Origin of the sequence: Actinokineospora sp., from assembly GCF_052390155.1 — a bacterium.
GTDB lineage: Bacteria > Actinomycetota > Actinomycetes > Mycobacteriales > Pseudonocardiaceae > Actinokineospora.
Genome location: NZ_JBQTHF010000079.1, coordinates 1 through 12,552 on the forward strand (window position 1 = coordinate 1; position 12,552 = coordinate 12,552).

Here is a 12,552-nt window from a genome sequence, read left to right on the forward strand (position 1 = left end):
CGATCTCGTCGCCGCCCAGCAGCATCGGCACGCCCTGCGAGAGGAGCAGCGTGGCGAGGAAGTTGCGCGTCTGGCGGGCGCGCAGCGCGTTCACCGCGGGATCATCGGCCGGGCCCTCGGCGCCGCAGTTCCAGGAGCGGTTGTGGTCCTCGCCGCCCTCGTCGCCGTTCGCCTGGTTGTGCTTGCGCTCGTACGACACGAGGTCGTGGAGCGTGAAGCCGTCGTGGGCGGTGACGAAGTTGATGCTCGCCGACGGCCGACGGCCGCCCCCCTCGTAGAGGTCCGAGCTGCCGGTGAGGCGGTTCGCGAACTCCGCCACGGTCGCGTTCTCGCCGCGCCAGTAGTCGCGCACGGCGTCGCGGTACTTGCCGTTCCACTCCGACCACAGGTGGGGGAAGTTGCCCACCTGGTAGCCGCCCTCGCCGAGGTCCCAGGGCTCGGCGATCAGGTGCACCTGCGACAGCACCGGATCCTGGTGGATGATGTCGAAGAACGCGCCCAGGCGGTCGACGTCGTGCAGCTCGCGCGCCAGCGCCGAGGCGAGGTCGAAGCGGAAGCCGTCGACGTGCATCTCGAGCACCCAGTAGCGCAGGCTGTCCATGATCAGCTGCAGCGTGTGCGGGTGCCGCATGTTGAGCGAGTTGCCGGTGCCGGTGGTGTCGTAGTAGCGGCTCGGGTCGTCGGTCAGGCGGTAGTACGCGGCGTTGTCGAGGCCGCGGAAGGCCAGCGTCGGGCCGAGGTGATTGCCCTCGGCGGTGTGGTTGTAGACCACGTCGAGGATGACCTCGATGTTCGCCTCGTGCAGCGTGCGCACCATCGCCTTGAACTCGGTCACCTGCGTGCCCTGCGTGGTGTTCGCGGCGTAGGCGCCGTGCGGGGCGAAGAACGCGATCGTGTTGTAGCCCCAGTAGTTGCGCAGGCCGCGCTCGCTCAGGCCGTGGTCGTGCAGGAACTGGTGCACCGGCATGAGTTCGATCGCCGTGACGCCCAGCTTGGTCAGGTGGTCGACCACCGCGGGATGCGCCAGACCCGCGTAAGTGCCGCGCAGTTCCTCGGGCACCCCCGGGTGGCGCATCGTCAGGCCCCGCACGTGCGCCTCGTAGATCACCGTCTCGTTGTACGGCGTCTTCGGGTTGCGGTCGTTCGCCCAGTCGAAGAACGGGTTGACCACCACCGCTTTCGCCGTGTGCGGCCCGGAATCGTCGTCGTTGCGCTGGTCGGGGTCGCCGAACCGGTAGCCGAACACCGACTCGTCCCACTCGACCTCGCCCTCGACCGCCTTGGCGTACGGGTCGAGCAGCAGCTTGGCCGGGTTGCACCGCGGGCCCGCGGCTGGATCGTGCGGGCCGGTGACCCGGTAGCCGTAGTGCTGGCCGGGGAGCACACCGGGCAGGTAGCCATGCCACACGAACCCGTCGACCTCCGGCAGCCGCACCCGCCGCTCGGTGCCGTCCGAGTCGAACAGGCACAGGTCCACCCGGGTCGCGACCTCGGAGAACAGTGCGAAGTTCGTGCCCGTCCCGTCGTAGGTCGCACCGAGCGGGTAAGGGGTTCCTGGCCAGGGCCGCACACATTCTCCTCGGTCATGCCCGGCCGCGAGGTACGGCCGCGAGGGCTGTCAGCGGACACCATATGGCCAGGGACCGCCGCCGGGCAGCGCGGTGTTCGGTGTCACCGGATTTCAGTCGTCGTCGCCGGACTTGCCGCGCTGCTTCTCCTTGGCAGGCTTGCCACGGGGCTTCTCCTGTGCGTTGCCCGGTGCGGGCGCGACTGTCACCTCGGGCGCCTGGATCACCTGGGTCGCCGAGTTCATCGGGGGCACGGCCACGGTGCTCGTCGGCGCGGGTGTCACCACGGGCGCCGCGGGCCCGGCGGTGGAGTCGCGGGTGGCGGCGATCGCGATCAGACCGCCCGCCAGTACCGCGGTCACGGCCAGCCAGGAGTGCACGAAGCGCTTGCGGGGCCTGGGCTCGGGCGGCGGCGCGGCGGCAGGCAGGTACGTGGTCGCCTGCGCCCGCCGGTCGCGCTCCCACGGCGGCCGAAGCGGCGGCGGCGCCATCTTGCCGACCAGCGCGGCAGCGGCCAGCCGCTGCGCGCAGTCCGCGGCGTCGGGCCGGTCGACGGGCTCGCGCGCGGTCATCGCCGCCACCGTGTCCGCCCAGACTTCGGGCAGCCACTCGGGGATCTCGGGGGCGCGGCTCAGCCGGGCGATTGCCGCCTCGACGTCGGTGCCGTCGTAGGCGGGCTCGCCGGTCAGACACTCTAGCAGCACCAGCCCGAGCGAGTAGATGTCGCCCGCGGGCCCGGTCTCGTCGCCGCGGACCTGCTCGGGCGCCAGGTAGGCGGCCGTGCCGACGCAGTGGCCGGTGGAGGTCAGCCGGGCGGTGCCCAGCGCGCGGGCGATGCCGAAGTCGGCGAGGTAGCAGGTGCCCTCCTCGTCGAGCAGCACGTTCGACGGCTTCATGTCGCGGTGCACGATGCCCTGGGAGTGCACGTAGGCCAGGGTGTTCGCCAGCCGCAGCCCGAGCCGGGCGACCACGTCCCCGCCGAGCGGGCCGCTGTCCAGCAGGGTGCGCAGCGTGCAGCCGGTGACCAGTTGCATCACCAGGTAGGGCTGGTCGCCGTCGAGGGCGACGTCGAACACCCGCACCAGGCCCGGGTGGGACAGCCCGGCCAGCAGCCGGGCCTCGGACTCCAGCCGGGCGGCGGTCGCGCGGTCGCCGTGCGGGCGGAAGATCTTGAGGGCCACCTCGCGGTTGAGCCGGGTGTCAGTCGCCCGGTGCACGTCGGCCATCCCGCCCGTGCCGATCAGCCCGCCGAGGCGGTACCGGTCGTCGAGCAGCTCTCCCGTGCTCATTCCACCTCCAGCTCGCGCGGCCCGACAGCAGGGACATACCCGCGCGGGGCGGGTGACAAACCCGGCCTCGGATGGGTGGAAGTTCGCCGTTCGGGCGCATGGATCACGCCGAACGGGGGTATCACTGCTGCGTAGTTCACGCTCACAGTCCCGAGCGCACACCATCACGGAGGAGGGGCAATGTCCCTGGAAGACGACGACATCCGCAGCGGCCACGTCGGCGGACACGGTGCCGCGGACGGCGGCGCGGGCAGTGGCCACGACGGCGGTGCCGATGGCGGCGCGGACAGTGGTGCGGGCGCCGACCACGGTGCGGCGGACGGCGGGGCCGGTGCCGACGGTGGGGCGGACGGCGGCGCTGACGGTGGCGCGAGCGGCGATGGCGGTGCCGACGGCGGCGCGGACAGTGGTGCGGACGGTGGCGCCGGGTCCGACCACGGTGCCGCTGACGGTGGCGCGGGTGGCGACGGTGGCGCGGACGGTGGCGCCGATGGTGGCGCGGGCCGGTGATGTGACCGACTCCGCTGGTGTCCCCGCCGGGTGGTCCGCCGACGCGGACCGCCCGGCGCTGCGGCGCTGTGTCGGCGTGGAGCCCGCCGTCTTCGCCGACGAACACTGGGGGCGCCGCCCGCTGCTCACCCCGGCGGGCGGCCTGCCCAAGGGGTTCGACGACCTGCTGACGCCGGCGGGCGTCGACGAACTGCTGTCCCGGCGCGGGCTGCGCACCCCGTTCCTGCGGATGGCGCGCAACGGGTCAGTGCACGGGTCGAGTCAGTTCACCGGCGGTGGCGGGGTCGGCGCGGAGGTCGCCGACCAGGTCGCCGACGACAAGGTGGCCCGGCTGTTCGCCGACGGCAGCACGCTGGTGCTGCAGGGCCTGCACCGGCTGTGGCCGCCGCTGATCGAGTTCGCCGGGCAACTCGGCGTCGACCTCGGTCACCCCGCGCAGATCAACGCCTACGTCACCCCGCCGTCCGCGCAGGGCTTCGCGGCGCACTACGACGTGCACGACGTCTTCGTGCTGCAGCTCGCCGGGCAGAAGCGGTGGCTGGTGCACGAACCGGTCCACCTCGACCCGCTGCGCGGCCAGCCGTGGGACCAGCGCGCCGACGCGGTGGCGGCGCGGGCGCGGGAGACGCCGCTGATCGAGGAGATCCTGTCCCCGGGCGACGCCCTCTACCTGCCCCGCGGCTACCTGCACTCGGCCAAGGCGCTGGGCGAGGTGTCCGCGCACCTGACGGTCGGCATCCACGTCCTCACCCGGCACGCCATCGCCGAGGCCCTGCTGCGGCTCGCGGGCAACGCCCCCGACATGCGCACCACGCTGCCGCTCGGCATCGACGCGGCTGACCCCGACCAGCTCGCCCCCCACCTCGCCGAGACGGTCGAGGCGCTGGTTCGGACGCTGCGGGCGGCGGACCCGGCCGCGGTGGCGCGGATCGTGCGGGACCGGGTGTGGTCGGGCACGCGCCCGGAGCCGCTCGGCCCGCTGGCCCAGGCCGCGGCCGCGCGGTCGGTCGCGGCGGGCACCCGGGTGCGACTGCGCGCCGGCCTGCGCCATCGACTGCACCCCGCGGGCGATCGCGTCCTGCTCGACGTCCCGGGCGATCAGCTCTCGCTGCCCGCGTCGACCGGCCCCGCGCTGGCCGCCCTGCTCACCGGAGCCCCGCGGGCGCTCGGCGAGCTGCCGGGCCTCGACCTCGCCGATCAGACCGTCCTTGTGCGCAGGCTGCTGCGAGCGGGAATCCTGGTACCCGTGGATGGCTCAGGGACATCGGCTTGACCCGCGAGCGGTGCGCCGACGGGTGCATCCGCCGCGGGGACGCGCCGGGGGCGAGCGCGCCCCCGGTCCACCGCTGGCTGCTGATCGAGCAGCCCGGCCCCTGGGGCCGCGACGCGCTGTCCGAGTCCGCGCTGCCGCCGGACGTGGTCGAGGCGGTCGCCGCGCAGGCCGCCGCGGCCAAGGCCCGCGTGCTGCTCATCCGCCGCCCCGGCCGCACCCCGGCGGGCAGGCGCCGCTGGGCCGTCGCCGATTCGCGGCCCGGCCGCGAACAAACCTGGTGGACCGGGTTCGACACCCCCGCCGAGCTGCTCGACCTGCGCCTGGACGCCCCGCGCGGCGAACCGTCGACCGAGCCGGTGTACCTGGTCTGCGCCCACGGCCGCCACGACACCTGCTGCGCCATCCGCGGCAGACCCGTCGCGGCCGCGCTGGCCGCGGCCTGGCCCGGGCGGACCTGGGAGTGCTCCCACGTCGGCGGCGACCGGTTCGCGGCGAACCTGGTCGTGCTGCCGCACGGCCTCTACTACGGCCAGGTGACCGCCGCGCTCGGCCCGCGGATCGCCGCCGACCACGACGCGGGCCTGCTCGACCTGCCGCGGCTGCGCGGAAGATCGGTGTTCTCCGCGCCCGCGCAGGCCGCGCAGCAGTTCGCGCGGGAGAAGCTGGGGGAGCGCGCGGTGGACTCGCTGCCGCCCGTGTCGGTCCGCCGGGAGGCGCACGAACAGTGGCTGGTGGAGCTGGCTGGGCTCGACGGGCTGGTCCGGGTGCGCGTGCGGGCGGTGTTCGAGCGCAGTGACACCCCGCTCACCTGCTCGGCCACCGTGCCCGGCCCGATCCGGCACTTCGAGGTGGTCGACGCCTGCTGACGGTACCGTTTGCGGCAACTGCGACGGCTGAGGATGAGTGCATGGCGGACGAAGACCGGGACGACGACGAAGCCGACGACGAGGACGAAGAGTCCGAAGAGGGCATCCCGCACCAGGTGCAGACCGTGTGCCACTACTGCGGTGGCGGCGGCATGATCGCCGACCCGAAGCTGGCGATCGTCGGCGGCATCCCGCGCACGGTCGACAACGGCCGCCCCTGCCACGTCTGCGCGACGGTCGGGCACTTCCCCGGCATCGTCCCGCCGGTCTGAGGCGGTATGCGCCGTAGTGATATCCCGGTTCGGAGTGATCCAGTCAACTTTCGTAGTCGCTGGTCAGAAGGTTACAGCCCCGTCTGGGACCGTTGGGGAACGTTGACCCCGCCGTCCTCGGTCAGCTCCCAGACCAGGCCATTGACCGGCATCCAGTCCACCGACGTTGGCCGCTTGGCGGTGTTCACCCACTGCAAGACCACATCGCGGAGTTGGTTCAGTGGCATGACCGTGGTCGGGGGGAAGATCGTTACGCCGTCCGGGTCGTAGTAGATCGTCGGTGGCTTGGTTTGTGGCTCCGGGCTCAATGCGGCCCATGCCCAATCCGCGTTGGTGGGTGTGGTCTCGTCCACGAACAGCGCGGCGCCGTGGTTGCCTGCGTAGCCGATTCGCATCCATCTCTTGGGCTGCCCCTCGATGCCGAACCACACCTCGGTCTGCTCGTGACCAGGCAGGAGCAATAAGTCCACCTGGTCAAGGCGCTGGTGTCGGGTGCGGGAGACGACCTCGGGGCTGGTGTAGCCCGCTCGTCTGCCGATCACCACATGATCACTCATCGTGCCCTTCCCGACAGCTTGACCGCCTGGTTGGGGTCCCTGGGTGACCATATGGCAAGGGTTGACCCCTCGGGCAGGATCGCAGGTATCACGGCACCGCAACTGAACGGCTCGGCGGCGTCAGGGTCGGTGCATGATCGCGGCGATCTTGGTTTCCACGTGGGACGCGGCTGGATGTGGACCAGCGCGGGGGAACTCGACACCCGCCTCCGCAAGCGCCTTGTCGGCCCGTTCGGCGTCGCCATCTCGTCCACTCCGGTAGGTGTGCGCGGTGCCGTCCTGGTCGTAGAACAGCCCGGTGGTGACCTTGGCGTCCTTGATCTTCTCGGCCTGCTCCGCTGCCCATGCGGCGTCGTTCGCGGCGCCGGTGACGTTGTCAGGGCACGCCGTCACGGTGTCGGCTTGCGCTTCCGGCCACCACGACGGCACATAGCTACAGGAGAAGCGGCCGCAGCTAGGCGCGTACACGAGGTTCAACAGCGCCCAGAGCATGGCGGCCATGACCACGATGCCGGTCAGCGACGAGAGAGCTTTACCAGCCGGTTTCAGTGCCACGATTTCGTAGCGTCCCGTGCACGCAGCGCACACGACAAGGACATGCACCCATTCGGACCAGTGTCAGTCTGACGTACGCTTGATGCGCACCTCTTCGCCGAGGGAACGCTCCCGGCTGGCTACCGGGGTACGCGAGGAGGTCCTCCGACTCCGCGAAGGGCAGGCAGATTGCCGTGGATGATCGCTTCGACCTTGGCGCGCGCATCCGTCAGTTGCGTGGTCGACTTCTGTCACAGCGGGAGTTGGCTGACAAGGCTGAGGTGAGTGTTGACCTAATTCGGAAGTTGGAGCAAGGTCGACGCCATACCGCCAGCATCGCCAGTCTGCACCGAATCGCGCGGGCACTCGACGTCGACGTCTCTGATCTATTGAGAAAGGCAACGCCGCTTCCGTCTGGCGATCCCGAATCCGGCATTGTCGCTATGCGTCGAGCGCTCACCAATGTGGATGCACTTCTCGGCGAAACGGTCGGGAATGGTGAGCCGGTTCACGTCGATGAAGCCCGGCGCGCGGTCACCTATGCATGGGGCACCTACTGGTCGGGCAAATTTGATCAGCTTGCATCTGTATTGCCACAAGCTATTGTTCGTACCCGAGCCATGCAGTATGCCGCACCAGTGGTCGAAAGGGCCGAGGCCGCCGATCTGCTTGCACAACTCTACCAGCTAGCTGGCTGCACGCTCGTACACCTAGGCCAGCCTGATTTGGCGTGGGTAGCACTCCGATCGGCATTGAGCACAGCCGAGCAGGGCAACGATCAACTCAGGATGGCCGCTCTAGGCGGATCTCTGTCCTGGCTTCTGCTTACTCAAGGTCGCTACGGCGAATCTCGCGATCTGGCCGTGCGCAGTGCAGGTGTTATCGAACCCGTCGGTGCTGCCCCACTTCCTCAACTGTCGGTATGGGGCAGCCTGTTGTTGACTGCTGCGACAGCAGCCGGAAGAGACCGGCGTGATGCGGATGCGGCGGAATTGCTGGACGTGGCGCGTGATACGGCCGACCGGGTCGGCGGTGACCGCAATGATTACGAGACTGCCTTTGGTGTTTCGCAGGTGGTAATGCAGACGGTTGACGTTCAAGTGGTTACCGAGCGATTCGGCGACGCGCTGACAACCGCGCGTCAGATGTGCCATGATGCAGCCCTTCCTTTGGCCGCGCGATCTCGTCATCTGGCTGATGTAGCTTATGCGCAGACCCGGTTGGGGCATAACGACCGCGCGATTGACACCTTGTTGGCAATGGAAGCCGGCGCGCCTGATTGGATGCGTCATCAGACCTTGCCCCGGCAAACGATCGCAGAATTGCTGGTACGGGAGCGGCCGTCCCGCCTGCGTGAACTCGCTACACGAGTGGGTGCGGTTACCAGGTAGAACAAGGTGTCCTATCCGTCAATCGGGTAATGGGACCTGTTGTCCTACCCGCGCGTAGGTAATCGCTTCTAGTGTTCGTCTCCTGATGATCGCCATCGAGCGCTGGGTGCCTGTTCCACAACCCGACGAAGAGGAGACATAGCTGTGCGTGCACGGATCACGATGACCGGCGGCGAGATCTCGAACAGGTGGCCGCACATCGCGCGGTATCTGCGGGTTGATTCGACCGGCTGGGTCGATGACGACTACCTAAGGTGGTACTTCGCCAACGAGCGGGTGAGCCTGCCGTGCGTGGATGTGGCAGCCGCTTACGAGGAGTGGGCGGACTTCTACGAGTGCCGACTGGAGCACCGGATCGACGAGTTGGCCGTGGACCACCGCAAGCGCACTCTCGTGGCGTGCTGGACCGAAGACATGACGTACTGCATTCGGCGGTGCGCGGCCTATGCGCGGGGTGAGGACCCTGGGGAGCCGGTCCCCATGTCGGTGCGGCGTCCAGATCTCGAAGCGACCCACCGCGCGATCGTGGACGAGATCATCGCGAGGCTTGACGCGGATCGGCAGTCGCCCGACGCGCCGGGCCGGTATCTGCGCAGGGCTGGGTAGCCATCTAGGGGCTGGCCGCGACCCGAAGCTGGCGATCGTCGGCGGCATCCCGCGCACGGTCGACAACGGCCGCCCCTGCCACGTCTGCGCGACGGTCGGGCACTTCCCCGGCATCGTCCCGCCGGTCTGAGGCGGGGGTGTCCTGATCAGGCCACGCCGCCGCGCGGGCCGCGGAGATCCGATTTCATGGTCGCGACAGGTAGATCGTGCGATCAAGGGGGTTCATTCGTGAAGCGGGTAGTGCTTTCGCTCGGCGCGGTCGCGGTGTTGACCGCGGTGTTCGTTCCCTCGGCCATCGCCCGCGAGTCCGCGGCCCCGCAGACCGTCGCGGCGTGCAAGTACCCCGCGGAAATCCTGAACCTGGCGAACTGGAAGGTGACCCTGCCCACCGGGTCGTCCGGGAAGCCGACCGAGATCAAGCAGCCGCAACTGCGGACCTACGCCAAGGACCCGCACTTCGTCCCGGCCGCGGACTGCGCCGGGGTGCGGTTCCGCGCGCCGGTCAACGGCGTCACCACGAGCGGCTCGAAGTACCCGCGGTCCGAGTTGCGGGAGATGACCAAGAACGGGTCGGACAACGCGAAGTGGTCGACCACGTCGGGCACCCACACGATGATCATCCAGGAAGCCATCACGCGCCTCCCGAAGACCAAGCCGCACGTGGTCGCCGGACAGATCCACGGCGGCGACGACGACGTGACCGTGTTCCGCCTGGAGGGCACGAAGCTGTACGTCACCGACGGCGACAACGCCAAGCACAAGCTCGTGACCAGCTCGTACCAGCTCGGCACCCGGTTCGAGGCGAAGTTCGTCGCGTCGGGCGGCAAGATCAAGGTCTACTACAACGGGGCGCTGCAGACCACGCTGTCCAAGAAGGTCTCCTCCGCGTACTTCAAGGCGGGCGCCTACACCCAGGCGAACTGCGGCAACTCGTCACCGTGCAGCAAGGACAACTACGGCGAGGTCGTCATCTACGGCCTCAAGGTCACTCACACCTGAGTATCGCTGGATGTCTTGCGCGCCAAGGCGTGCGCTCGCCGTGCCTGCTTGCGGGCCATGACCCGGAACACCACCAGGTGGACCGGGTACACCGCCCGCCAGTACGCCCAGCCCAGCAAACCCTTGGCCCGCAAGGCTCCCACCTGCTCCAGTCGGCCCGCCGCGATTCGGTAGCCGAGCCACGCCTCGCCGCAGAACCACTGTTCGGTGACGAGCACGATGCGGTTGTCGCCGAGGTCGGCGACCGTCCACCAGTCCACAGTGGACCCAGGCTCGACCGTGCCGGGCCGGTGCAGCGCAAGGCGTTCGCCGAACACCTTGCCCAGCACGATGCGCAGCCACCACGCCCACGCCCAGCCGTACCAGCGCAGGCTGCCGCCGCACTCGGTCAGGTCGAGCCGGGCGGCGCGGGCGTCCCTGCCGGACACGGGCACCTCGGTGCGCAGCGCGAAGACGCCGTCGAGCAGGCCGTTGTCGAAGTCGAACACCCGCTCGGCGATCCGCTCGCGCTGGCTGTCCAATGCGTCCCGGATGGCGTCCGCCGCGGACATCGGCTCGACCGAGAACACCGTGGCGGGCCGGGTGACCACCACGTCGGTGCGCAGACTGTCGATCAGCGACCGGCTCACCGCGCGGTCGACCGGGGTGACGACGTTGACCCAGTGCGACGACAGTCCGGGCGTCAGCAGCGGCACGCGCACGATCCGCCGCCGCGGCAGCCCGCGCACCCGCGCGTAGAGCTGCATGAGGTCCTGGTAGGTCAGCACGTCCGGGCCGCCGATCTCGTGCACCCCGGCAGGTATCCGGTCGTCGGCGGATTCGTGTAGGCAGGACAGCAGATCGGTCTCGGCGACCGGCTGGACCCGGGTGCCGACCCAGCGCGGGCAGACCATCGCGGGCAGCCGCTCGGCCAGGTAGCGCAGCATCTCGAACGAGATGCTGCCCGCGCCGATGATCACCGCGGCGCGCAGTTCGACCACCGGCACCCCGGCCTCGCCGAGCAGCGTGCCGACCTCCTGGCGGCTGGCCAGGTGCGCGGACAGCTCGCCGGTGCCGAGGCCGCCGAGGTAGACGATCCGGCGGACGCCCGCGTCGGCGGCGGCCTTGGCGAACGAGCGGGCCATCCGCCGGTCGCGCTCGGCGAAGTCGGCGCCCGCGGCCATGGCGTGCGCGAGGTAGTAGGCGACCTCGATCCCGGACAGCGCCTCGGTCAGGTCGGCGGTGTCGGCGATGTCGACCGCCCGCCCGCGCACGTGGGTGCCGCCGGGCAGGGCTTCGGCTCGCCTGCCCAGCGCCAGCACCGGCGTGCCCGCCGCGTCGAGCAGGCGGACGAGCTTGCGGCCGACGTAGCCGCTCGCGCCCGCGACGGCGTGCGTCACGTGGTGAAGCGAAGGTGCCGGGTGAACGAGCCCACCGTCGACAGCACGCCGTGCACGTCGGCGGTGGGCTGCGGGCGCCGGGCGAAGCTGTCGTGCACGGCGGCGTGGCCGAGCGCCACCCGGATCGCCGCGCCGCTGGCCCGCTCGCGCAGGGCGGCGGCCATCAGCGGTACCAGTTCCGCGCGGGTGGCCTCGTCGTCGAGGTTCGGGCGGTCGACGAGCTGGTCGTGGTTGGCCAACAGCTCGACGGTCATCGCGCTGGCCTCGGCCTGGTCGCGCACGCAGCAGTCGAAGGTCCGGTAGACGAAGGTCAGCAGCCGATCATGCTGCGTGCCCCACTCGACGGGCGCGGCCGGGCTGGTGTCGCGCCGACGACGGTGACGGCGCGTCGGAACGTCCGTGATGGCCATCGGGGTCCCCCAGGGGTCGGGTCGGATGAGCCGACCGTAGCCCGCTCACCGACCCCTCACCACTCGGGTACCCATTCCGAAAACGGTCACGGAAACGGGTTGTCAACGCAGGGTGAATACGACATTCGGGGGAGCGCCCGCGCCACTGTGGAGTGACGCGGGCGCAGCCGACTACGGGAAGCAACCGGTGCTGTAGAAGCCCCACCTGCCCGAGTGCATCGCCCGGACCCCGCGCGGTCCGTACCGGCGGTAGGGCTCGTCGCGGATGTCACCCTGCTCGCCCTGTACCAGCGGCGCGCCGTACTCCGAGGAGAAGCTGTCGGTAGTCGGGTTGTAGTTGAGGTAGAACCGGCCGTGCACACACCGGTTGGTCTCGCAGTGGGTGTACGTGCCGTTGCAGGGTTCCGCGCTCGCGTTCCCGGCCGGGACGATGGCCAGGCCCGCCGCGATGGCCAGACTGGCGAGAATCGTGCTTGTTGTGCGTCGTGCTGGCATCGATACCTCCTTAGTTGTACGCATCGCAGAGGATGTAGCCGGTGCGGGCGATCTGCCAGGAGTAGCCGTAACACCAGTACGGCGAGCGGGAGTCGGCGTAGTAGACGATGAACGTCGAGCCGCGGCTGAGGGTGCCGAGGATCGGTCCGTGCGGCGCGCAGACCGGCGGGTTCGACATCTCGTGCATGTAGGTGTCGCGGTTGATCGTGCGTTGCCGGGGGTTCGGGTCCTTGAAGCGCCAGGAGCAGCCGCCGGGGCGGGTGTCCATGGTGGTGAAGTCACTTGCCTGAGCGGGTGCGGCGGACAGCACCGTGGCTATCGCCGCGAGACCGGTGAGCAGGGCGGCTCGGAATCGCATCAGACCTCCGTCTTCGTTGGTGACTTACTGATTAAACAGCTAACA

The 12,552-nt window shown here is 69.9% G+C and carries 14 protein-coding genes and 1 pseudogene; 7 read left to right on the forward strand and 8 right to left on the reverse strand.

Annotation, left to right across the window (positions count from 1 at the left end):
- Positions 1 to 1,570 (reverse strand): glycogen debranching protein GlgX (glgX, locus tag ACT4N7_RS25135; protein WP_444831313.1); only part of this gene is annotated, 1,570 nt, incomplete at its 3' end.
- Positions 1,571 to 1,681: 111 nt separating this feature from the next.
- Positions 1,682 to 2,857, reverse strand: coding sequence for a serine/threonine-protein kinase (locus ACT4N7_RS25140; protein ID WP_444831314.1), 1,176 nt, complete (start codon positions 2,855 to 2,857; stop codon positions 1,682 to 1,684).
- Positions 2,858 to 3,037: 180 nt separating this feature from the next.
- Here ACT4N7_RS25140 and ACT4N7_RS25145 point away from each other — a divergent pair, with 180 nt between their 5' ends.
- From ACT4N7_RS25145 to ACT4N7_RS25160, 4 genes are read left to right on the forward strand one after another with little or no spacing between them, the layout of a single operon-like run.
- Entirely contained in the window at positions 3,038 to 3,367 is a 330-nt protein-coding gene (locus tag ACT4N7_RS25145; RefSeq protein ID WP_444831315.1) for a hypothetical protein, read from the forward strand.
- On the forward strand, positions 3,276 to 4,640 hold the full coding sequence (locus ACT4N7_RS25150) for a cupin domain-containing protein (RefSeq protein WP_444831316.1): 1,365 nt from the start codon (positions 3,276 to 3,278) through the stop codon (positions 4,638 to 4,640). The genes ACT4N7_RS25145 and ACT4N7_RS25150 overlap by 92 nt, the downstream gene beginning before the upstream one ends.
- Positions 4,637 to 5,506, forward strand: a complete 870-nt coding sequence (locus ACT4N7_RS25155) for a sucrase ferredoxin (protein ID WP_444831317.1) — start codon at positions 4,637 to 4,639, stop codon at positions 5,504 to 5,506. The genes ACT4N7_RS25150 and ACT4N7_RS25155 overlap by 4 nt, the downstream gene beginning before the upstream one ends.
- A 41-nt stretch (positions 5,507 to 5,547) precedes the next feature.
- A complete protein-coding gene (locus tag ACT4N7_RS25160) occupies positions 5,548 to 5,778 on the forward strand; it encodes a hypothetical protein (RefSeq protein ID WP_444831318.1) in 231 nt (76 codons plus the stop codon).
- A 71-nt stretch (positions 5,779 to 5,849) separates the two neighbouring features.
- Here the strand turns inward: ACT4N7_RS25160 and ACT4N7_RS25165 are convergent, their stop codons facing one another.
- Both ACT4N7_RS25165 and ACT4N7_RS25170 read right to left on the reverse strand, forming a co-directional pair.
- Positions 5,850 to 6,335 (reverse strand): Imm1 family immunity protein, encoded by a 486-nt coding sequence (locus tag ACT4N7_RS25165; RefSeq protein ID WP_444831319.1) that lies wholly within the window; start codon positions 6,333 to 6,335, stop codon positions 5,850 to 5,852.
- Positions 6,332 to 6,836 (reverse strand): annotated as a pseudogene (locus ACT4N7_RS25170) (DddA-like double-stranded DNA deaminase toxin). The gene ACT4N7_RS25165 and the pseudogene ACT4N7_RS25170 overlap by 4 nt, the downstream one beginning before the upstream one ends.
- Positions 6,837 to 7,063: 227 nt before the next feature.
- Between ACT4N7_RS25170 and ACT4N7_RS25175 the strand changes: the two are divergent.
- The 3 genes from ACT4N7_RS25175 (at position 7,064) to ACT4N7_RS25185 (ending at position 9,865) form a co-directional block, all read left to right on the forward strand.
- Positions 7,064 to 8,260 (forward strand): helix-turn-helix domain-containing protein, encoded by a 1,197-nt coding sequence (locus ACT4N7_RS25175; RefSeq protein WP_444831320.1) that lies wholly within the window; start codon positions 7,064 to 7,066, stop codon positions 8,258 to 8,260.
- A 144-nt stretch (positions 8,261 to 8,404) separates the two neighbouring features.
- The gene (locus ACT4N7_RS25180; RefSeq protein WP_444831321.1) at positions 8,405 to 8,866 is read left to right on the forward strand and encodes a hypothetical protein; all 462 of its coding nucleotides are present in this window, start codon (positions 8,405 to 8,407) and stop codon (positions 8,864 to 8,866) included.
- 228 nt (positions 8,867 to 9,094) lie between these two features.
- Positions 9,095 to 9,865, forward strand: coding sequence for a polysaccharide lyase family 7 protein (locus ACT4N7_RS25185; protein WP_444831322.1), 771 nt, complete (start codon positions 9,095 to 9,097; stop codon positions 9,863 to 9,865).
- On the opposite strand, the gene ACT4N7_RS25190 is transcribed toward ACT4N7_RS25185, so the two are convergent.
- The 4 genes from ACT4N7_RS25190 to ACT4N7_RS25205 all read right to left on the reverse strand — a co-directional run bounded on the left by ACT4N7_RS25190 (position 9,856) and on the right by ACT4N7_RS25205 (position 12,507).
- Entirely contained in the window at positions 9,856 to 11,244 is a 1,389-nt protein-coding gene (locus ACT4N7_RS25190; RefSeq protein WP_444831323.1) for a DUF2867 domain-containing protein, read from the reverse strand. The genes ACT4N7_RS25185 and ACT4N7_RS25190 overlap by 10 nt on opposite strands.
- The gene (locus ACT4N7_RS25195) at positions 11,241 to 11,654 is read right to left on the reverse strand and encodes a hypothetical protein (RefSeq protein WP_444831324.1); all 414 of its coding nucleotides are present in this window, start codon (positions 11,652 to 11,654) and stop codon (positions 11,241 to 11,243) included. The genes ACT4N7_RS25190 and ACT4N7_RS25195 overlap by 4 nt, the downstream gene beginning before the upstream one ends.
- Positions 11,655 to 11,825: 171 nt before the next feature.
- Positions 11,826 to 12,149 (reverse strand): hypothetical protein, encoded by a 324-nt coding sequence (locus ACT4N7_RS25200; protein ID WP_444831325.1) that lies wholly within the window; start codon positions 12,147 to 12,149, stop codon positions 11,826 to 11,828.
- A gap of 10 nt (positions 12,150 to 12,159) precedes the next feature.
- Positions 12,160 to 12,507: a hypothetical protein gene (locus ACT4N7_RS25205; RefSeq protein ID WP_444831326.1), complete on the reverse strand. Its 348-nt coding sequence runs from the start codon at positions 12,505 to 12,507 to the stop codon at positions 12,160 to 12,162.
- Positions 12,508 to 12,552: the final 45 nt, after the last annotated feature.